The organism is Streptomyces roseolus (assembly GCF_014649855.1).
Lineage (GTDB): Bacteria > Actinomycetota > Actinomycetes > Streptomycetales > Streptomycetaceae > Streptomyces > Streptomyces roseolus.
Genome location: NZ_BMTV01000003.1, coordinates 156,263 through 176,157, shown reverse-complemented (window position 1 = coordinate 176,157; position 19,895 = coordinate 156,263). Strand labels below are relative to the sequence as shown.

Below are 19,895 nucleotides of genomic sequence, written 5' to 3'. Positions count from 1 at the left end.
AGGCGCGCCCTCGAAAGGAGTTCACGTGTCCTCGATACCTCGTCGTTCCCTCCTCAAGGCGGCTGCCGTCGCCGGTGCCGCCGCCCAGTTCAGCTGGGCGCTCGGGCGGAGCGAGGCGCAGGCGGCGTCCGTCACCGAGCCGGCCGCCGAGGAGCGGCCCGCGAGCATCACGTGGCTGGAGCCGGGTGGGCTCGGGGCCGCGGGCGGGTCGACCTTCGGGGTCGCCTGGCCGAAGGGCGTGCACCCGGGGGACCGGGAGTTCGCGCTCACCACCGCCGACGGCGCCCCCGTGCCCGTGCAGACGTGGACCACCGCCCGCTGGCCCGACGGGTCGCTGAAGTGGACCGCGCACGCGGTCGGGCCCGAGGCGGCCGGGGCCGAGCGGTACGCGCTCGCGCCCGGCACGCCCGCGGCCGGCGCGAAGAAGGTCACCGTCAGCGAGACCGACCGCAGGATCACCGTCGACACCGGTGTCGTGAAGGCCGTGCTGTGGAAGGACGGCGGCAAGCTCGTCGAGTCCCTCACCCGCGACGGCGTGAAGATCGCCACCGACGGGCGGCTCGTCCTGCTGCGGCAGAGCGACCTCGACGACGGCGACCAGGGCAACGCCAGGTGGGAGCGGTTCGACGGCGAGATCTCCGGTGCCGTCGTCGAACAGGACGGGCCCGTCCGGGCCGTGGTCAGGATCGACGGCAAGCACCGCAAGGGGAGCAGGAGTTGGCTCCCCTTCTCCGTGCGGCTCTACTTCTACGCCGGCTCCGAGGCCCTCCGGATGATCCACACGATCACCTACGACGGCGACCAGAACAAGGACTTCATCCGCGGGCTCGGCGTCCGCTTCACCGTCCCCCTGCGCGACGCCTTCTACGACCGGCACGTCCGCCTCGCGGGCGAGGACGCCGGCTTCCTCACCGAGGCCGTCCAGGGCATCACCGGCCTGCGCCGCGACCCCGGCGCCGCCGTCCGTGCCGCGCAGGTCAAGGGGGAGAGGCTGCCCGACCCGGCCACCTGGGACCAGCGGGTCACCAGCCGGCTGCAGTACATCCCCACGTGGGGCGACTACACGCTGTCGCAGCTCACCGCCGACGGCTTCTCGATCCGCAAGCGCACCAAGGCCGGCCACGGCTGGATCCCCGCCGGCGGCGGGCGGCGGGCCGGCGGCTTCGGCTACGTCGGCGGCGCGAGCGGCGGACTCTCCTTCGGGCTGCGGGACTTCTGGCAGAAGCACCCCGCCCAGCTCGACGTCCGCGGCGCCGCCGGCGACGAGGCCGAGGTCACCCTCTGGCTCTGGTCGCCCGAGGCGCAGCCGATGGACCTGCGCTTCTACCACGACGGCATGGGCCAGGACACCTTCCCCGAGCAGCTCGAAGGCCTCAACATCACCTACGAGGACTACGAGCCCGGCTTCGGCACCCCCTACGGCATCGCCCGCACCAGCGAGCTGATGTTCTGGGCCAACGCCGCCACCCCGACCGCCACCGCCCTCGTCGCCCAGGCCGCCGCCGTCCGCGTCCCGCCGCAGCTCGCCGCGAGCCCCGAGGACCTGGTCCGCGCCCGCGTCTTCGGCGGACTGTTCTCGCCGGTCGACCGCTCCACCCCCGCGAAGGCGCGGATCGAGGACCGGCTCGACTACCTCTTCACCTACTACAAAGACCAGGCCGAGCAGCGCCGTTGGTACGGCTTCTGGGATTACGGCGACATCATGCACACGTACGACGAGGACCGGCACCAGTGGCGGTACGACGTCGGCGGCTACGCCTGGGACAACTCCGAGCTCTCGCCCGACCTGTGGCTCTGGTACGCCTACCTGCGGTCCGGCCGCGCCGACGTCTTCCGCTTCGCCGAGGCCATGACCCGGCACACCGGCGAGGTCGACGTCTACCACCTGGGCCGGTGGGCCGGGCTCGGCACCCGCCACGGCGTCCAGCACTTCGCGTGCAGCGCCAAGCAGCAGCGGATCTCGACCGCCGTCTACCGCCGCCCCTACTACTTCCTCACCGCCGACGAGCGCGTCGGCGACCTCATGAGCGACCTGGTCGACTCCGACGAGACCTTCCTCGTCCTCGACCCCATCCGCAAGATCCGCACCGAGCCCTACACCCCCGACCGCCACGCCCTCTCCATCGGCTTCGGCACCGACTGGAGCGGTCTGGCCGCGGCCTGGCTCACCGAGTGGGAGCGCGGCGGACCCAAGGCCGCGAAGGCGGAGGCGCGGCTGCGCTCCACCATGGAGACCATCGCCGCCCAGCCCAACGGCTTCGTCCAGGGCACCGGCCTCTACGACCTCGACACCGGGCGCTTCGCGGTCGCCGCGGAGCCCGTCGTCGGCGTCTCCCACCTCTCCGCCATGTTCGGCCTCGTCGAGATGTGCGCCGAGCTCATCGACCTCGTCGACATGCCGGCCTTCCGGTCCGCCTGGCTCGACTACTGCCGCTACTTCAACGCCACCAAGACCGAACAGGCCGCCCGCTACGGGAAGAACTTCGGCACCCTGCTCCTCTTCCAGGGCCACTCCCGCCAGGACGCCTACGCCGCCGCCCAGCTGAACGACGCCAAACTCGCCCAGCGCGCCTGGGCCAAGTTCGACAAGAGCGACGGTTACACGTCCGCGATGGTCTGGGACAAGACCCCCGTCCAGGGCCCCGCCGCCCTCGAACCCGGCTACGAGCACCTCTGGATCAGCACCAACACCACCGCCCTCTACGGCCTCGCCGCCATCCAGAACCTCGCCCTCGTCGGCGACCACCTCCCCCAGTGACGGACAGGAGAACCCCGATGAAGAGGACCGTGGTCCTCGCGGCGAGCCTGCTCGCGCTCCTCGCCGCCACCGCACCCGCCACCGCCCACGCCGGCACCCCGTACGGCCAGGGCCTCGACCACTGCGCGGAGGCCGCCGGAAGGGGCTCCCTCGCCTGCCACTTCGACCTTCCGCCCGGCACATACGACGTCACCGTCACCCTCGGCGGCGACACCGCCGGCGCGACCGCGGTCAGCGGCGAGACCCGGCGCGCCCTGCTCGCCGAGACCCCGACCCGGGCCGGCGAGCGGCTGCGCCGCTCCTTCACCGTCGACGTCCGCGACCCCGAGGGCGAACCCACCGGCGCCACCGGCACCCCCGGCCTCGACCTGCTGTTCGGCGGTACCGCCCCCAGGGTGGAGAGCCTCCGGGTCACGCCGGCCCCCGCGGCCACCCGCCTCTTCCTGATCGGCGACTCGACCGTCTGCGACCAGCCCGGCGCCCCGTACACCGGCTGGGGCCAGCAGCTCCCCGTCCACCTGAAGCGGGGGGCGGCCGTCGCCAACCACGCCGACGGCGGCGAGAGCACCGTCACCTTCCTTTCGAACCCGGCCCTCTTCGACCGGGTGGAGGCCGCGATCAGGCCCGGCGACCCGGTCCTGATCCAGCTCGCCCACAACGACAAGCAGACCGACGCCGCCGGCTACCGGGCCAACCTCACCGCCCTGGTGGAGCGGGTGCGGGCCCGCGGCGGCGAGCCCGTCCTCGTCACCCCGATCGTCCGCCGCTGGTTCAACGCGGACGGCACCCTGGACAACGGCGTCGCCCTGCTCGTCAACGGCCTCGGCGTCGACCACCCGGCCGAGATCCGCGCCCTCGCCGCGACCCTCTCCACCCCGCTGATCGACCTCACGGCCCTCACCAGGGCCCGCGTCGAACAGCTCGGACCCGAGCCCTCCAAGGCGCTCTACCTGACGGCCGAGAAGCGGGACAACACCCACACCTCGGTCCGCGGCGCCACCGAGTACGCGGCGCTCGTCGCCGCCGAGTTGAAGGCCCGGGGCCTGCTGCCCGAGCGGGTGCTCCGCTAGGGCCGGCTCAGACGTCGCGGTGGCGGACCGCCGCCACCGCGACGACGAGCCCCGCCACCCCCCAGGCGCCGAGGACGGTCCACGCCTCCGCCACCGTCGCCGGGTACTTCTCCGCCACCGGCAGCGCCGGGTCGTGGACGAGCGTCCCCCAGGCGTCCAGGGGCAGCAGACGGCCCGTCTCCCTGACCCAGCGGTACGTGTCGCCCCGGAACAGCGCGGGCAGCAGCAGGAGCACGCCGATCACCGTGACGGCGGCCCCGGCCGCGTGACGCACCAGCGCCCCCGCCGCCAGGCCCACCAGGCCGCACACCGGCGCGAGCAGCGCGGACGCGACGACGGCCCGTACCGCGCCCGGATCCGCCGGCGACAGGCCGCCGTGCTCCCGCAGCAGCGCCTGGGTCGCCGCGAACGACGTCAGGGCCACGCAGGTGCCGAAGGCCAGCAGCACCGCCGTCACCACGACCGCCTTCGCGGCCACGACCGACCGCCGGTCCGGCACCGCCGCGAACGTGGTCCGCGCCAGGCCCGTCGCGTACTCGCCGGAGAGCGCGGCCGCGCCGAGGCAGGCGGCGAGCACCATCAGCAACTGCCAGGCGGGATCGACGAACGCGGTCCCGAGGGCGTCGAACGCGAAAGGAGCGGCTTCGGGCGCGCTCCCGGTCCCCCGCGAGGGACCCGGCCCCGGGCGCGGGCCCCGGTCGAGCCGGTCCGCGTTCGACCGGGCCGCGTTGACGCAGATCCCCGTCACCACGAGACCGCCCGCGCCGAGGACGTACGGGGTCGAGCGCAGCGACCACAGCTTGGTCCACTCCGAGCGGAGCAGATGCCGGAACCGCGCCGGTCCCGCCGGCGCGCCGAGGGGGCGGACGGGTGCGGTGGCGTTCATCGGGCGGACTCCTCACGACCGGGCACGGACACGGACGCGACAGGGCGTTCCGGGCGCACAGACCCGGCGCCGGTGGTCCCCGCCGCGCCGAACTCGACCCGGTCGGCGGTCAGTTCCAGGAAGACCTCCTCCAGCGAGGCCGTCCGGGCGGCCAGTGCGTGCAGCCGCACGCCGTGCGCGTGCGCCAGGTCGCCGACGCGTTCGGCGCTGACGCCGGTCACCGTCAAGGCGCCGTCGCCCGCCTCGCGGAGCGCCGCCCCCGGCTCGGCCCGCAGCGCGCCGGAGAGGGCCGACGGGTCCGGGGTGCGGACCGTGACGGTCGTGCCCCCGCCCCGGGCGGCGAAGACGGCGAGCGGCTCGGCGGCGACGACCCGGCCCCGGCCCATCACGAGCAGGTCGTCGGCGGTGTGCTCCATCTCGCCCATGAGGTGGCTGGAGACCAGGACCGCCCGGCCCTCCGCGGCCAGCGACCGGAACAGGCCCCGCACCCAGCGCACGCCCTCCGGGTCGAGGCCGTTGAGCGGTTCGTCGAAGAGGAGGACGGGAGGATCGCCGAGGAGCGCGGCGGCGATCCCGAGCCGCTGCTTCATGCCCAGCGAGAAGCCGCCGATCCGCCGGCCGGCCGCGGCGGCGAGCCCGACCGTCCCGAGGACCTCCTCGACCCGGCGGGCCGGCAGGCCGTTGCCGTGGGCCAGCGCGGAGAGGTGGGCGCGGGCGGTACGGCCCCCGTGCACCTCGTGGGCGTCGAGGAGGGCGCCGACGTGCCGGAGTCCGCGCGGCCGGTCGCGGAACGGCCGCCCGTCGACCGTCACCGTGCCGGAGGTCGGCGCGGTGAGGCCGAGGATCATGCGCAGGGTGGTGGACTTGCCCGCCCCGTTGGGTCCGAGGAAGCCGGTCACACGGCCCGGCCGGACGGTGAAGGACAGCCGGTCGACCGCCGTGACGGCGCCGTAGCGTCTGGTGAGTGCGTTCGCTTCGATCACGCCGTCCACGCTGCCGCCGGACGCCCCCTCCCGGCATCGGCCCCGGGGCGCGCCCCGGGGCCGGTCCTGTGGCCCGCGGGCGTAAGCCGCCGGGCCGATGCGCCGCCCGGGGGCGCTTCCTAGGATTCCCGCATGACCGTTCCCCCGGCCGTGGCCCGTGCGCTCACCTGGGCCGCCGCCCTCGCCTATCTCGTGGTGCCGACCGCCGTGGTCCTGCACACCGCGGAGCCCACCGGGACACGCCTCGTGCTGCCCGTGCTGTCGGCGGCGCTGGTCGTCCCGCTCTTCCCGCGCCGCCCGGGGACCGCGCTCGCCGTGTTCCTGGCCGGTTCGGCCTCGGCGGCGGTCGCGGCCTCCTCACGGATCGCCGCCGTGTACCGGCCCGGCACGGGCGCCGGCTGGCAGCTCGGCCAGACGCAGGCGCTCCTCGCCGGCCTCGCCGTGGCGTACGTGGCCGCCACCCGCCGTCCCCGCGCCGCCGCGGCGGCGGCCGCCGCGACCCTCGCCGTCCAGGCCCTCTCCCTGGGGTTCGCGCGGACCGGCGCGGACGCGTACGTCTCCCACCTCGTCGTCCTCGTGCTCACCACCGCGCTGGCCTGGACGGCCGGCCACCTGCTGCGCGAGCGGCGCCGCCACGCCCGGGAGCTGCGGTCGCGGGAGGCGGCCGAGGCCGTCACGGCGGAACGGCTGCGCATCGCCCGCGAACTCCACGACATGGTGGCGCACAGCATCGGCGTCATCACCATCCAGGCCGGGGTCGGCCGCCGGGTCGCCGGGTCCCGGCCCGAGGAGGCCCACCGGGCGCTCGCCGCGATCGAGAGCACCGGGAAGGACACCCTGGCCGGGCTGCGCCGGATGCTGGTCGCCCTCCGCGCGGACGACCCCGAGGCCGCGCCGCGCGAGCCCGCGCCCGGTCTCGCCGACCTCGACCGGCTCGTCGCGGCCACCGCCGGCGCGGGCGTGCGCGTCGGCCTGGAGCGGCGCGGCGCGCCCCGGGGGCTTCCGCCGGACGTGGAGCTCGCCGCGTACCGGATCGTGCAGGAAGGGGTCACCAACGTGGTGCGGCACGCGCGCACCGACGCCTGCCGGGTCGTCGTCGACCTGAGCGGCGACGCGGTCGGCGTCGAGATCACGGACGACGGCCCCGGTCTCCCGGCCCGGGCCGGTGGCCGCGGGGACGGCCCTCGGGGATCCGGCGCCGGCTACGGCATCACCGGCATGCGCGAGCGGGTCGCCCTGCTGCGCGGCGAGTTCACGGCCGGACCGCGACCGGGCGGCGGCTTCCGCGTCGCGGCCCGCCTGCCCGTCCCGGAGGAGGCCCGGTGACGGCCGTCCCCGTCCGGCTCCTCCTCGTCGACGACCAGCCCCTCATCAGGGCGGGCCTGCGCCTGCTCGCCGCCGAGACGCCCGGTCTCGACGTGGTCGGCGAGGCCGCCGACGGTGCCGAGGCGGTCGTCCTGGCCGAGCGGACCCGCCCCGACGTGGTGCTGATGGACGTACGGATGCCGGGCACGGACGGCATCGAGGCGACCCGGCTCATCTCCGAAGGCCCCAGCGGCGCCCGGGTGCTGGTCCTGACCACCTTCGACGACGACGAGAACGTGTACGGGGCGCTGCGCGCCGGAGCCTGCGGCTTCCTCGTCAAGGACATGGACCTCGACGACATCCTCAACGCCGTCCGGGTGGTCGCGGGCGGGGACGCGCTGATCGCCCCGGCCGTGACCACCCGTCTGATCGCCGCCTTCGCCCGGCCGCCCGCCCCCGTCGCCCCCGCCGCCCGGCCCCTCCCCGAGACCGTGACCGACCGCGAGCGGGAGGTCCTCACCCTCGTGGGGCGCGGACTGTCCAACCAGGAGATCGCGGGCGAGCTCTTCATCAGCCCGGCCACCGCCAAGGCCCATGTGGCCCGGCTGCTCACCCGGCTCGCCGCCCGCGACCGCATCCACCTGGTGATCCTGGCCTACGAGTTCGGCCTCGTGGCCCCGGGCCGGTGAGCCGCGGGCGCCCGTAGGATGCCGCTGATCACCGCCGCCCTGCCCGGTCACGGCGGCGTCACCGTATCCCGGGGGGGAGACAGCCCGTGAACGTCTACGACATTCCCGTGGGGCCCGCCGCGCGCGGGCCCCGCCACAGATTCCGCGATCCGGCCGGGCCCGCGCTCGTCGTCCAGTCGCTGATCGCCACGCAGGGCCTCGCCGACGCGTACGTCATCGCCACCGGCGGCAAGGACTCGCCCTGGCTCTCCGAAGGACTGGTCCCGCTCCCGGCCGTGCTCCAGGTGGCGTGCTGGATCTCGTTCCTGGTGTGGTTCCACCGCGTCCGCTGCAACGCCGAGGTGATCGCCCCCGGCAGCCACACGTACAGCCCCGGCTTCGCCCTCGGCGCCTGGATCATCCCGCTCGCGATGTGGTGGCTGCCGTGCCGCATCACCCTCGACATCCGCCGGGCCGGCGGCCCGCCCCGCGACGCCTGGCTGATCAACGCCTGGTGGTTCGTCTGGCTCTGCGACGGGCCCCTCACGGTCGCCTTCCATTTCCTGGTCCTCGACCACTTCGACTACTACAACCCGGTCGACCAGAGCATCGGCGTCCTGTGCGCGGTCCTCGCCCTCGCGGTGATCCGGCGGGTGACCGCCGGTCAGCCCGCCGGACCGCTGCCCTACTTCAACATGACCTGAGCGGCGGAGAAGGACAGCGAGAAGGACGCCGGGGCCGCCTCCAGACGGTGCTCGGGGAGCACGCCCGGGCCGCAGGACTGGGACCCGATGCCGTGCAGCGCGTGGTCCAGGTTCAGCCACAGCGTGCCGCCCGGCACCAGGTCCGGGCGGTGCGCGGCGGCGTCCAGCTCCGCGTGCGTCCAGCGGCGGGCGGTGAACCAGAACGACGGCTCGCCCTCGACCCGCAGCCCCGCGCCGCCGCCCGTCAGCTCCAGCCACCGGGTGTCGATCCGGGCACCGTTCTCCTGCGGGCGGACGTACGGCGTCTGCAGGCCGGCCACCGCGGACCCCCAGATCCCGAGGCGGGCCGCCGCACGGGTGTCCGGGTACGCCTCGCCGGGGCCGCCGCCGTACCAGTCGGCCCGGTCGAGCGCGGCCGGAAGGCCGAGCCGGACGCCGAGCCGGGGGAGCGGCACCGGCCACGTGCCTTCGGGCACCACGTCCACGCCGAGCCGCACCGCCGTGCCGTCCGAGGTCCAGCGGTACGTGACGGCGAGCCCGACGTCACGAGCCGCGGGCGCCACCCGGGCCCGCACCGTCACCCTCTCCCCGTCCACGGCCACCCCGTCCGTGCGGTGCCGCATCCGGTGCAGGCCCAGCTCCCGCCACAGCGGGCCGAAGCGGGCGTCGGGCTGCCAGGGCGCGCCCTCGTCGTTGTCCGTCGGCGCCCGCCACACGTCGAGGCCGAAGCCGGTGACCGGCTGCCCCGCCAGGAGCAGGGGCGCGCCGGTGCGCGCGTCGAGGACGGCCGGACCGAGGGCGATCCGGCCCCCGTCCGTGACGGCGGGCACCCGCGCGCCGAGGGGCCGGGGCCGCTTCGGCTCCGTCACCGGCAGCTGCCCCCAGGCGACCTCGTGCCCGGCCGGCGCCCAGGCCGTGGCCTTCGCGAGCAGCGCCCGTACCGTCCACACGCCCTCCGCGCCGGCCGGGTGCTCCGGCACGGCCGGCAGCTCCGCCTCCGCGTGTCCGCCGGCCGCCACCGGCGGTACGTCCAGGTCCCCTTCCGCCACCACCACGCCGTCCGCCAGGAACTCCCACGCGAAGGCGAGCCCGGAGAGGTCCGCCACGTCGTGGAGGTTGGACACCCGGGCCGTGCCCGGCCGGCCGCCCGGCGCGATCCGCACCGGCTCGATCACCTTCTTGTACTCGGCCAGGCCGGGCGAGGGCGTGCGGTCGGGGAAGAGCAGGCCGTCGCAGACGAAGTTCCCGTCGTGCTGCTCCTCGCCGAAGTCGCCGCCGTAGCCGTACCCGTGGACGGGGTGCGCCAGGCCGTGGTCGATCCACTCCCACACGAAGCCGCCCTGGCAGCGCTCGTACCGCTCGAAGAGCCGCTGGTACTCGCTCAGCCCGCCCGGCCCGTTGCCCATGGCGTGGGCGTACTCGCAGAGGACGAAGGGGAGTGCGCGGCGGCGCTCCGGTCCCTCGTCGGCGCGCCGGCCGATCTCCTCGACCTCGGCGTGCGGCGGGTACATCCGGGAGTACACGTCGACGTCGGCGCAGGAGCGGTCGCCCTCGTAGTGCACCGGACGCGAGGGGTCCCGGTCGTGGATCCAGCGGGCCATCGCGCCGAGGCCGGCGCCCGTGCCGCACTCGTTGCCGAGCGACCACAGCACCACCGACGGATGGTTCTTGTCCCGCTCGACCAGCCGGGCCGCCCGGTCGAGCAGCGCGGGCGTCCACCGCTCGTCGTCCACGGGATTGCCCCGCCAGCCCAGCTCCTCGAAGCCGTGCGTCTCCAGGTCGCCCTCGTCGATCACCCACAGCCCGTACGCGTCGCACAGGTCGAGGAAGGCCGGGTGCGGCGGATAGTGCGAGGTCCGTACGGCGTTGATGTTGTGACGCTTCATCAGCTCCACGTCGGCGCGCATCGTCGCGAGGTCCAGCGTCCGCCCCGTCTCGGGGTGGAACTCGTGCCGGTTCACGCCCCGGAAGAGGATCCGCCGCCCGTTCGCCTTCAGGACGCCGTCCTCCACGTACACCGAACGGAAGCCGATCCGCAGCCCGATCCGCTCCCCGCCGGCCGTCAGCTCCCCCTCGTACAGCCGGGGCACCTCGGCGCTCCACGGCTCCACCGGCACCGTGACGGACTCCCCGGCCGCCAGGTCGAGCCCCAGCTCCGGCACCCGCACCCGGGCCGGTACGTCGCAGTCGACCCGCAGCTCGCCGGTTCCTGCCGCATGGTCGTACGAGGCGTGCACGAAGAAGTCGCCGGGCGCGCCGGACGGCCGGTGCAGCAGCGTCACCTCCCGGAAGATGCCGGGGAGCCACCACTGGTCCTGGTCCTCCAGGTAGGAGCCCGAGGACCACTGGTGCACGCGGACCGCGAGCACGTTGTCCCGCTCCCGCAGCAGCTCCCCGACCGCGAACTCGTGGGCGAGGCGCGACCCCTTGAACCAGCCCAGCTCCGTGCCGTTCAGCCACACCCGGGCGCAGGACTCCACGCCGTCGAAGCGGAGCACCGCCCCGCCGTCCGCCGGCCAGCCGTCCGGCAGGTCGAACCGGCGCAGGTGGTCCCCGGTCGGGTTCTCGTCGGGCACGTACGGCGGGTCGACGGGGAAGGGGTACAGGACGTTCGTGTACGCGGGCCCGCCGAACTCCCCGTCCTCGCCCTGGAGCACCCAGTGCCCCGGCACGGAGACGGTCCGCCAGCCGCCGGCGTCGAACCCCGGCTCGGCGAAGGAGGCGTCGGCCGCGTCGGCGGCGGGGGAGAGGCGGAACGCCCAGTCGCCGCCGAGCGGCAGGCGCGCCGCGTCCGAGTCCCCCGTCCAGGCGCGCGGCGGCAGGGTGCCCCGCTCGGGGGCGAAGGAGGTGTACCAGGGCAGTTCGGTCATGGTGTTCCCAACGGAAGGCGAGAGAGAGGGGGAAGGGGCGGGGCGAGGACACCGCCAGAAAGCGCTTGCGCGACGGTCTCCATCCCACCGCCCCGCGCGCCCCCGCACAACCCCGGGCGACCCCCCGGCCCTTGGACTCTTCGCGCCCCGCCTGGACAGTCCGACGAGCGGCCGCTTAGGGTCGGGGTCCCCGTCGCCGACGGGCACCCCATCCGCCCCGGAAGCCATCCCGGAGAACCACCCCGGAACGCCCCCGTCCCGGACCAGTCGAGGAGCGCGCACGTGGTCACCCTCGCCGACGTCGCCCGTCACGCCGGTGTGTCGGCCAGCACCGTCAGCTACGTCCTCAGCGGCAAGCGCTCCATCTCCGCCGCCACCCGCGAGCGCATCCAGGACTCCATCGACGCGCTCGGCTACCGCCCGCACGCCGGGGCCCGGGCCCTCGCCGGCGGCCGGACCGGCATCCTCGCCCTGATGATGCCGCTGCGCACCGGCCTCTACGTGCCGGTGATGATGGAGATCGCCATGGCCGTCACCACCACGGCCCGCGCCCACGGCTACGACGTGCTGCTGCTCACCGGCGAGGAGGGCCCCGAGGCCGTCCGCCGCGTCGAGGGCAGCGCCGTCGCCGACGGCATGATCGTCATGGACGTCGAACTCGACGACCCGCGCCTGCCCCTGCTCCGCGAGGCCGAACGGCCCTCCGTCCTCATCGGCCTGCCCGCCGACACCGCCGGACTCGACTGCGTCGACCTCGACTTCGCCGCCGCGGGCGCCCACTGCGTCGACCACCTCGCCGGCCTCGGCCACCGCCGCCTCGCCGTCCTCGGCGAACCCCCCGCCGTCTACGCCCGCGGCACGGGCTACGCCGAGCGCACCCTCACCGGCGTCCGCGACGCCGCCGCCGGGCACGGCCTCGACCTGCTCCACCGGCCCGTCGACGGCACCTACGCGGCCGTCTCCGCCGCCGTCACCCGGATCTTCGAGGAACGCCCCGGCACCACCGCCCTCCTCGTGCAGAACGAGGCCGCCGTCGAACCGCTCCTCGCCGTCCTGCGCCACCAGGGCCGGGCCGTCCCCGAGGACGTCTCGGTCGCCGCCGTCTGCCCCGACCAGGTCGCCGCCCACGCCTCCGTACCGCTCACCGCCGTCGCCGTGCCCGCCCAGGACCTGGGGCGGATCGCCGTCGAGCGGCTCGTCGCCCGGCTGCGCGGCGAGCCCGCCCGCGGCACCGAACTCCTCGCGCCCCGCCTCTCCGTCCGCGCCGCCACCGGCCCGGCGGCCACCGCACCGGGAGACGGCCGTGCCCGCCGCTGACCCCGGCGAGGAGCGCGACGGCGCCGCCGAGTTCCGCGACTTCTTCGACCGCCACTACGCCGAACTCGCCCGCCTCGCGCACCTCCTGACCGGCGAGACCGACGCCGCCGACGACCTGGCCGCCGACGCCATGCTCGCCCTCTGGCACCGCTGGGACCGGGTCCGCGCCGCCGAACACCCCGCCGCCTACGCGCGGGGCGTCGTCGCCAACCTCGTCCGCACCCGCATCCGCGGCACCGTCCGCGAGCGCCGCCGCATCGCCGCCTTCTGGGACCGCCGCCCCGAGCACACCGAGGACCCGGACGTGCCCGCCGTCGTCGACGTGCGGACCGCGCTGCGCGCCCTGCCCTTCCGCAAGCGCGCCTGCGTCGTCCTGCGCCACGCCTTCGACCTGTCCGAGCGCGACACCGCCCTGGCCCTCGGCGTCTCCGTCGGCACGGTCAAGAGCCAGACCGCCAAGGGCATGGCCGAACTCCAGAGGCTGCTCGACGGACGGGCCGCCACCGAACTCGCCGCGGGAGGGCGCTGATGGACGAGACACGCCTGCGCGGCGAACTGCGCGAGGCGGCGGCCGCGCACCGCCCCGACCACGCCCGGATGCTGGCCCGCGTCGAGCGGGGCATGACGGCCGGCCCGCCGCCGGCCCGCGTCCGGCCGCCGCGGCGCCGCTGGACGGTCGCGGTCGCGGTGGCCGCCACCGTGGCCGGGGTCCTCGGTCTCGGCGGCCTGGCCGTCACCACCCTCCGGGACCGGCCCGCGCCCCCGTCGGGAGGCGTCGCCGTGCCCGGCCCGGCGGCCCGTGCGGCCGGCACCATCGACGCCGGCAGCAACCGCTGGTGGGCGCAGAGCGACCTCGCCGTCACCACGGACGCCGAGGTCGCGGGTCTCACGGTCGAGCTGCGGGTCGCGCTCACCGGCGGGATCGTGAGCACCGGCCACTGGCAGACCCGTCCCGCCGACGACTTCACGGTCGCCGTCGCGGAGGAGGCCGGCGCCCTCGTCTACCGCTGGACCCTGAAGGAGGGCCGCGCGGTGCCCCCGGGACCGCACACCTTCGCCGCCCAGTACAACCACGCGGAGGGCACCCGGGACGCCTCGGCCGACGCGTACACCGTCGTCCTCACCGCCCGGGACGGCGGCCGCACCACCCTCAGGGGCGGCTTCGGCTGACGGGACGGCTCAGCCGGCCGTCGGCGTCCGGCCGGTCCGCGGCCCCGTGGCCGAAGGGCCGGTCGAGCGGCTGCCCGATCCTCTTCCGCGGACCGGAGAAGCGGCCGACGAGGGCGTCGACCCGCTCCCTCACCACCGGCTCGTACCGGGGCAACAACCACACCTTCACGTACAGCGTCCCCGCGAGCGCGTGGAGGGCGGACCCGTCCCCGTACAACGTGCTCCGGCTGGACGTCGTCAGCGGCTCGACCGGAACCGGCTTCCTGAGCCCGGGCACCGCCCTCGACTGCGTGGACCTGCTCGTCCGACCCCGTGCGCAGGGGCCGGGCCGTCCGGCGGCCCGGCCCCGCTCATACCGGGGTTCCGACGGCGCGCACCTCACATGCCGCGCTCGTCGTCCTCGCGGGCGACGATCGTGTCGTCCGTCTCGACCTCGATGCGCTCCTTGCGGACCTCACCGGTGACCGTCTGCTCCTCGGAGACCTCGTCCGTCTCCAGGCGGACCCGCTCCACCGGCACCGCCCGCGTCTCGACGACCGGGCGCTCCTCGTGGAGGATCACCTCGTGCTCGGCCTCGGTGATCTCGGGGCCGGACAGGGCCTCGTCGCGGTTGGCCTCGGTGATCGGCTCACGCACCACGCGCACCTCTTCGTGGCGCACCGGCACGGTCTGCTGGACCTCTTCCGTGACGACGTACTTGCGCAGCCGCGCGCGGCCGGTCTCGACCTGCTCGGTGCCGACGTGCATCTGCTCCTCGGAGCGGGTCATCGCGTCCGGGGCGGGCCCGAGGTCGCCCTTCATGCCCGCGGTCCCGGACATCCCGGCCGCGCCGGTCGTCTCCCCGGTCGGGGTCATGTCGGCCCTGTCCCGGTCCCCGGTCGTCCCGGCCATGCCGGCGGTGCCGGCCGCTCCGGCCATGCCGGCCGTGCCCGCGGTGCCGCCGTGGGCCCAGCCCCCCTCGCCGGGCTGGTTGGCCCGGTGCCAGGCGTCGTCCCAGGAGAGCCCGTAGTACTCGTAGAGGCGCCGTTCCTCGCGTTCCCCGAGGTGCCCCTGGTCGTCGACGTCGACGTCCGGTGCTCCCTTGACCCGGTCCTTGGGGTAGGGGACCTCCAGATGGTCGTGGACCAGGGAAGCGTCCTTGATCGGCACGAAGGACTCGCCGGTGCCGAGCAGACCGGTCTTGACGGTGACCCATTCGGGACGGCCGGTGGCGTCGTCGAGGTAGACGCTCTTGGCGTCACCGATCTTGTGCCCCTCGGTGTCGTAGACGGGATGGTCCAGCACGGTCGGTATCTGTTCCTTGGCGATCATGTTCCACCCTCCATGCGTTGTCGCGGTCTCCCGGCGACTTTCCGGTGCATCGAGGTGGAAACACCTCCTTGAGGGAAGAAAATGGTTGATTTCATGACTTTTTTACCGCTGAAGCGAAGAACGGGAAGGGATCAGGGGCAGAAGGTGCCGTCCGGGGTCCAGTCGCCCAGGTACGCGGCCGGGGTCGCGACGGCGGCCTGTTCGGCCGTCAGCAGCGGACGGTTCTCCGGGACCGTGGCCCGCGCCCCCCGGCCCGTGTTGCGGTACTCCGCGAAGCGCTGCAGCTGCCAGGGGTGCTCGGCCCGCATGTTCGCGTACGGGGCCGCGGCGTCGACGCCCGCGGACAGCACGCTCTCCCGGACCACCAGCGACGGCCAGGCCGTCGGGTCGGAGCCGGGCACCCACGGCCGGGCGAGCTTGTAGAAGCCGTCCGGGGCCTCGCTGGTGACCCGGCAGCGGGCGGCGAGGAAGCCGTACGGGTTGGCGCGGGCCGTGGAGGGCGCGAAGACGAAGCCGTACGGGGCGCCGGCCAGGTCCGGGCGGACCAGCGTCCGGAAGTGGCAGTGCTCGAAGACGGCCGTGGCCCGCCCGAAGACGAAGTCCACGTCCCCCTCGACGTAACAGTGCGCGTAGTACTGCCGGGCGAAGGCCGCCAGGGACATCGAGTCCGCGTACAGGGTGTCCTGGTGGCCCAGGAAGCGGCAGTGGAAGAAGGCCGAGCGGTCGCCCTGCGCCTTCAGCGCCACCGCCTGCGTGCCCGGGTTCCCCGGCAGGTCGGTGCGGAGGAAGTCGTTGGCGAAGGTGACGGCGTGCGCGGTGAAGTCCGCCGCCTGGAGGGTGACCGTCGCCGACCCCGTGGTGCCGTACGTGCCGGAGCCGTCCGGCTTCGGGGTGCCCGCGGCCTTGTCGTATACGACGACCACGTCCTTGGCGTTCCCGCTGGCCCCGATCCACGTCATGCCCGTGCGGGCGGCGGTCACCACGACCGTCTCCCGGTACGTGCCCGGCGCCAGGACCAGCGTCCAGCCGGTCCCGGACGCGGCGCTCACCGCGGCCTGGACGGAGGTGTGGTCGCCGAGGCCGCCGGGATGGACGTACAGCGTCTTCGCGGAGAGCCGCGCGGCGGGCGAGCCGTACCGGCCGAACGGGCCGGCGGACACGGAGGCGGCGGCGGGCGCCGCCGGCAGGGCGAGGGCGGTGAGCGCCGCGCCGGCGCCGGCGAGGAAGGCGCGGCGGCCGGGGGAGGTGCGGAGGTGGCGCGAGGGCATGCGGAAGCTCCTTCGGGGACGGTCGGGAACGGCCGGGGAAAGGACCGGGCCGGGGCGGGCGCGACGGGACGGGGGTGCCGCGCTCCGCCCCGGCCCGGGGCAGGGGGCTCGCTCAGCGCAGGCGGCCGGCGCCGGCGTGGAGGCCGACGAGGAACGGGACGGCCCTCGGGTGGTCCACCCGGGTGCGCAGCGTGGGCGCCCAGCCCGCGTCGCCGCGCAGCGTCTCCTCCGGGAACTGCTCGTTGTGGACGGCCAGGAGGTCGACCGGGCGTCCGTTGACGTAGTTGCCGGTGGTGGTGACGGGCGCGTCCTTCCACTTCTTCAGGATCTTGCCGGCGGGCACCTCGGAGCCGAGCGTGAAGGCGTTCTTCTCCGCGTACAGCTGCGATTCGAGGCCGATGCCCAGGCTGTACACGTAGTTCGCGTCCGGCACCTTGAAGTGGTTGTTGTACGCGTCGACCTGGCCGAAGCGGACCCGCGGCGCCCGCTCCACCACGTCGTCGAAGAGGTTGTGGTGGAGGGTGACGCGGAGCTTGCCGCGGTCGGTGGCGCCCGCGCTGTCGCTGTTGCCGATCATCAGCGTCTTGTCGTGGTCGGTGAAGACGTTCCACGAGACGGTGACGAGGTCGGCGCCGCGCACCACGTCCAGCTCGCCGTCGTGCTGCTGGTACACCTCGCCGTAGTACTCCGGCAGCGAACTGTCCGGGTAGCGGCCGTCGGTGAAGGTGTTGTGGTCGATCCAGACGTGGGTGGAGCCGTACACGACCAGGCTGTCGTACTCCGAGTTCCAGGCGCCGGTGGCGCCGTCCGTCGGGTCCCACTGCGGGAAGCAGTCGAGCGGGCTCTCCAGCCTCAGGTTGCGGATCACCACGTTGTCGACGCCGGTGACCTGGAGGCTGCCGCCGAGGATCGTCGCGTTCCGGCCGACGCCCACGAGGGTGGTGTTGGCGGGCACCTTGACCTTGATGGCCTGGCCCTGGGCGGTGGCGGAGGCGGCGCGCGCCTGCTCCTGCGGGCCGCTGACCTCGGTCTCGTACCCCCACACGGCGGGGTCGTAGTCGGCGAGGTACTGCTGGAAGTCGTAGCCGGGGGCCTCGAAGGCGGCGCAGCCGGCCTCGACGGCGTCCAGGGTGCCGACGACCTTGACGATGCGGGGCTCGGTGCCGGGGACGGCGAGCGCGGCCCGCAGCTCGGCCCAGGTGGTGACGGTGAAGACGCGGGAGGCGTCGGCGGCGGCTCCGCCGGTGGTGCCGGCGCCGACGGAGGCCCAGCCGTCACCGGCGGGGAGGGTGGCGCGGGCCGGGTCGGAGCCCGTGGGGCGGCCGGAGTGGGCGCCGGCGGCGGGCGCGGTGACGGTGAGGACGAGGGCGGCGGCGGCCACCGCCCCGAGCTTCGTGCTTCTGTTCACGCGCGGTTCTCCTCAGGATGCGGACGGGACGGCCGGAGGCCAGGTGATCCGGTCGGTGGGGATGTCGTCGTCGAGCCGGCGGGTCTCGCGCGGGGCGAGGACCCGGGTGCGGAGCAGTTCACGGGCCACGAGCCGGGCCACCTCGATCGCGCCGGGCGGGTTGAAGTGGGTGTTGTCCTGCTCGGTGGCGGTCCAGTTGAAGTACGTCTTGGTCGCCTCGGGGCCGAGCCGCTGCCACAGCTCCAGGGACAGCGCCTCGATGTCGAGGAGCGGTGTGCCGGAGGCGGCGGCGACCGCGCGGGCGGCGGCCGGGTAGTCGCCGAGCGAGCGCTGGGCGGTGCCGGCGGCGTCGAAGCGGCGCCGCTCGACGGAGGTCGCGATCACCGGGAGCGCGCCCCGGGAGCGGGCGGCCTCGACGAAGACCCGCAGGTTGTCCTGGTAGGCGCCCCAGGGGGCGGCGTACCGGGCGGGGTCGGTGGACTTGGAGTCGTTGTGCCCGAACTGCACGAGCAGGACGTCCCCCGGGCGCAGGGCGGCGGTGATCGGGTCGAGCCGTCCCTCGTCGAGGAAGCTCTTGGTGGAGCGCCCGTTGACGGCGTGGTTGGAGACGGTGGTCTCCCGGTGCAGGAAGAACGGCAGGGCCATGCCCCAGCCGGTCTCGGGGGCCGCGTCGGCGTACTTCTGCGCGGCGGTGGAGTCCCCGGCGATGAACAGGGTGCGGGGGCGTCGGGGGGAGGAGCCGACGGCGTCCTCGGTGCGGGCGGCGGCCGGGCCGGCGGCCAGGGCGAGCACCATGCCCGCCCCGGCCGCGACCGCCTCACGGCGGCCGAGCGTCACTTCTGCTGCTGCTTCCACTCGGCCTGGGCCTCGTTGAGCTGCTCGGCGAGGGAGTCGGCGAACTCCTTCGCCGTCATCGAACCCAGCAGCACCTTCTGGAAGTTGGCCTCGTTGTCGGCCTTGGAGATGGTGTTCCAGTCGGGCAGGTAGTAGGGCAGCTGGACGATGGTCGCCTTGCCGCTGAAGAGGACCTCGGCGGCGAGCTTGGTCGGCTCGGCCTCCTTGATCCACGGGTCCTGCGCGGCCTCGGTGTTGGCGGGGATGGCGCCGGCGGACTTGTTCCACTTGGAGTTGGACTCGTGGGAGGCCGCGAACTCGATGAACTTCCAGGCGGCGGCCTTGTTCTTGCTGCTGGAGAAGAGGCCGAGGCCGTCGACCGGGTTGGACACCATGACCCGGGTGCCGTCGTCGAGCGTCGGGTTCGGTATGCCGCGGAACTTCTCGGTGCCGAGGGCCTTCACGTGGTCCTGGTACGAGCCGAGGTTGTGGTTCAGCATGCCGATCTGGCCGCTGTCCCACTGGGCGACCATCTTGGTGAAGTCGTTGTTGACGTCGGCGGCCGGGGTGGTCTTCTTGAACAGGGCCGCGTACTTCTCCAGGGCGGCCACGTTCTTCGGGTCGTTGACGGTGGTCTTGTCGTCCTCCCAGAAGCTCTGGATGCCGCTCTGGCCGTACATGGCGTCGAGGGCCTGGGCGATGGAGCCGGCGCCGCCGCGGATGGTGTAGCCGAACTGGTTCTTGTCCTTGGCGGTGAGCTTCTCGGCCGCCTCGTAGAACGCCGACCAGGTCGACGGCTCCTGGAGGCCGGCCGCCTTGAAGAGGTCGGTGCGGTAGTAGAGGACGCCGTTGCTGGCGGAGGTCGGGACGGTGAAGAGCTTGTCCTGGCCGCCGGCCGCCTTCACGGACTCGACCATGCCGGGGTTCAGCTTGCCGAACAGGGCGCTCTTCTCGATCCGCGCGTCCAGCGGCTCCAGGGCGCCCTGGGCGGCGATCCCGGCGAGCATCGCCGCGCCGACGCCGCCGACGTCCGGCAGCGCCCCGCCCTGGATGGCGGTGTCGTACTTGGACTGCACCTCCTTGGAGGCGACGCCGACGTACTCGACGTCGATGTCCGGGTTGGCCTTCTCGAAGTCGGCGATGATCTCCTTCCAGACGTCGGTGCGGACACCGCCGTTGTTGTCCCAGAAGGTGATCTTGCCCTTGCCGGATCCCTCGGTGCCTCCGCCGCCGGCGGCGGCGCTGCCGTCGTCACCGCAGGCGGTGGCGGTCAGCGCGAGGACGCCGGAGACGGCGAGGGCGAGGGCGGCTCTGCGCCGTCCGGGGAAGATGGTCATCGTCGG

At 74.5% G+C, this 19,895-nt stretch carries 16 protein-coding genes and 1 pseudogene; 9 read left to right on the top strand and 8 right to left on the bottom strand.

The window, feature by feature from the left end:
• Window positions 1-25 precede the first annotated feature (25 nt).
• The gene (locus IE245_RS04670; RefSeq protein WP_189945429.1) at window positions 26-2,758 is read left to right on the top strand and encodes an exo-rhamnogalacturonan lyase family protein; all 2,733 of its coding nucleotides are present in this window, start codon (window positions 26-28) and stop codon (window positions 2,756-2,758) included.
• A gap of 17 nt (window positions 2,759-2,775) precedes the next feature.
• On the top strand, window positions 2,776-3,828 hold the full coding sequence (locus IE245_RS04665) for a rhamnogalacturonan acetylesterase (protein ID WP_189945428.1): 1,053 nt from the start codon (window positions 2,776-2,778) through the stop codon (window positions 3,826-3,828).
• A 7-nt stretch (window positions 3,829-3,835) separates the two neighbouring features.
• Here IE245_RS04665 and IE245_RS04660 read toward each other — a convergent pair whose 3' ends face one another.
• Window positions 3,836-4,714, bottom strand: coding sequence for an ABC transporter permease (locus IE245_RS04660; RefSeq protein WP_189945427.1), 879 nt, complete (start codon window positions 4,712-4,714; stop codon window positions 3,836-3,838).
• Window positions 4,711-5,697 carry an ATP-binding cassette domain-containing protein gene (locus IE245_RS04655; RefSeq protein ID WP_189945426.1) on the bottom strand — a complete coding sequence of 329 codons (987 nt, stop codon included), beginning with the start codon at window positions 5,695-5,697 and terminating at the stop codon, window positions 4,711-4,713. Before IE245_RS04655 ends, IE245_RS04660 begins: the two co-directional genes overlap by 4 nt.
• A 132-nt stretch (window positions 5,698-5,829) precedes the next feature.
• Here IE245_RS04655 and IE245_RS04650 point away from each other — a divergent pair, with 132 nt between their 5' ends.
• The 3 genes from IE245_RS04650 to IE245_RS04640 all read left to right on the top strand — a co-directional run bounded on the left by IE245_RS04650 (window position 5,830) and on the right by IE245_RS04640 (window position 8,374).
• A complete protein-coding gene (locus IE245_RS04650; RefSeq protein ID WP_189945425.1) occupies window positions 5,830-7,023 on the top strand; it encodes a sensor histidine kinase in 1,194 nt (397 codons plus the stop codon).
• The gene (locus IE245_RS04645) at window positions 7,020-7,691 is read left to right on the top strand and encodes a response regulator (RefSeq protein WP_189945424.1); all 672 of its coding nucleotides are present in this window, start codon (window positions 7,020-7,022) and stop codon (window positions 7,689-7,691) included. The genes IE245_RS04650 and IE245_RS04645 overlap by 4 nt, the downstream gene beginning before the upstream one ends.
• An 86-nt stretch (window positions 7,692-7,777) precedes the next feature.
• Window positions 7,778-8,374 (top strand): DUF4328 domain-containing protein, encoded by a 597-nt coding sequence (locus IE245_RS04640; protein ID WP_189945423.1) that lies wholly within the window; start codon window positions 7,778-7,780, stop codon window positions 8,372-8,374.
• Here the strand turns inward: IE245_RS04640 and IE245_RS04635 are convergent.
• Window positions 8,356-11,244 (bottom strand): glycoside hydrolase family 2 TIM barrel-domain containing protein, encoded by a 2,889-nt coding sequence (locus tag IE245_RS04635; protein ID WP_189945422.1) that lies wholly within the window; start codon window positions 11,242-11,244, stop codon window positions 8,356-8,358. The genes IE245_RS04640 and IE245_RS04635 overlap by 19 nt on opposite strands.
• Window positions 11,245-11,526: 282 nt before the next feature.
• Between IE245_RS04635 and IE245_RS04630 the strand changes: the two genes are divergently transcribed.
• The 4 genes and pseudogenes from IE245_RS04630 to IE245_RS36690 all read left to right on the top strand — a co-directional run.
• Window positions 11,527-12,561 carry a LacI family DNA-binding transcriptional regulator gene (locus tag IE245_RS04630; protein ID WP_189945421.1) on the top strand — a complete coding sequence of 345 codons (1,035 nt, stop codon included), beginning with the start codon at window positions 11,527-11,529 and terminating at the stop codon, window positions 12,559-12,561.
• Window positions 12,548-13,090, top strand: coding sequence for a SigE family RNA polymerase sigma factor (locus tag IE245_RS04625; RefSeq protein ID WP_189945420.1), 543 nt, complete (start codon window positions 12,548-12,550; stop codon window positions 13,088-13,090). The genes IE245_RS04630 and IE245_RS04625 overlap by 14 nt, the downstream gene beginning before the upstream one ends.
• Window positions 13,090-13,731, top strand: a complete 642-nt coding sequence (locus IE245_RS04620) for a hypothetical protein (protein WP_189945419.1) — start codon at window positions 13,090-13,092, stop codon at window positions 13,729-13,731. The genes IE245_RS04625 and IE245_RS04620 overlap by 1 nt, the downstream gene beginning before the upstream one ends.
• 104 nt (window positions 13,732-13,835) lie before the next feature.
• Window positions 13,836-14,033: pseudogene (locus IE245_RS36690) on the top strand (polysaccharide lyase family protein); the annotation flags it as partial.
• A 76-nt stretch (window positions 14,034-14,109) separates the two neighbouring features.
• Here IE245_RS36690 and IE245_RS04610 read toward each other — a convergent pair.
• From IE245_RS04610 to IE245_RS04590, 5 genes are all read right to left on the bottom strand, one after another.
• On the bottom strand, window positions 14,110-15,042 hold the full coding sequence (locus tag IE245_RS04610; RefSeq protein WP_189945417.1) for a DUF2382 domain-containing protein: 933 nt from the start codon (window positions 15,040-15,042) through the stop codon (window positions 14,110-14,112).
• A 131-nt stretch (window positions 15,043-15,173) separates the two neighbouring features.
• Window positions 15,174-16,310, bottom strand: coding sequence for a pectinesterase family protein (locus IE245_RS04605; RefSeq protein ID WP_189945416.1), 1,137 nt, complete (start codon window positions 16,308-16,310; stop codon window positions 15,174-15,176).
• A 112-nt stretch (window positions 16,311-16,422) separates the two neighbouring features.
• Window positions 16,423-17,718 (bottom strand): pectate lyase family protein, encoded by a 1,296-nt coding sequence (locus tag IE245_RS04600; protein ID WP_189945415.1) that lies wholly within the window; start codon window positions 17,716-17,718, stop codon window positions 16,423-16,425.
• 12 nt (window positions 17,719-17,730) lie between these two features.
• The gene (locus IE245_RS04595) at window positions 17,731-18,555 is read right to left on the bottom strand and encodes a rhamnogalacturonan acetylesterase (RefSeq protein ID WP_373305273.1); all 825 of its coding nucleotides are present in this window, start codon (window positions 18,553-18,555) and stop codon (window positions 17,731-17,733) included.
• Complete coding sequence (locus tag IE245_RS04590) at window positions 18,552-19,889, bottom strand: ABC transporter substrate-binding protein (protein WP_189945414.1); 1,338 nt, start codon at window positions 19,887-19,889, stop codon at window positions 18,552-18,554. The genes IE245_RS04595 and IE245_RS04590 overlap by 4 nt, the downstream gene beginning before the upstream one ends.
• Window positions 19,890-19,895: the final 6 nt, after the last annotated feature.

What these genes read in the sequence shown, in the direction of transcription:
- IE245_RS04665 (WP_189945428.1), top strand. Translation starts at nt 2,776, where the DNA reads ATGAAGAGGACCGTGGTCCTCGCGGCGAGCCTGCTCGCGCTCCTCGCC.
- IE245_RS04660 (WP_189945427.1), bottom strand. Translation starts at nt 4,714, where the DNA reads ATGAACGCCACCGCACCCGTCCGCCCCCTCGGCGCGCCGGCGGGACCG.
- IE245_RS04650 (WP_189945425.1), top strand. Translation starts at nt 5,830, where the DNA reads ATGACCGTTCCCCCGGCCGTGGCCCGTGCGCTCACCTGGGCCGCCGCC.
- IE245_RS04635 (WP_189945422.1), bottom strand. Translation starts at nt 11,244, where the DNA reads ATGACCGAACTGCCCTGGTACACCTCCTTCGCCCCCGAGCGGGGCACC.
- IE245_RS04620 (WP_189945419.1), top strand. Translation starts at nt 13,090, where the DNA reads ATGGACGAGACACGCCTGCGCGGCGAACTGCGCGAGGCGGCGGCCGCG.
- IE245_RS04610 (WP_189945417.1), bottom strand. Translation starts at nt 15,042, where the DNA reads ATGATCGCCAAGGAACAGATACCGACCGTGCTGGACCATCCCGTCTAC.
- IE245_RS04605 (WP_189945416.1), bottom strand. Translation starts at nt 16,310, where the DNA reads ATGCCCTCGCGCCACCTCCGCACCTCCCCCGGCCGCCGCGCCTTCCTC.
- IE245_RS04590 (WP_189945414.1), bottom strand. Translation starts at nt 19,889, where the DNA reads ATGACCATCTTCCCCGGACGGCGCAGAGCCGCCCTCGCCCTCGCCGTC.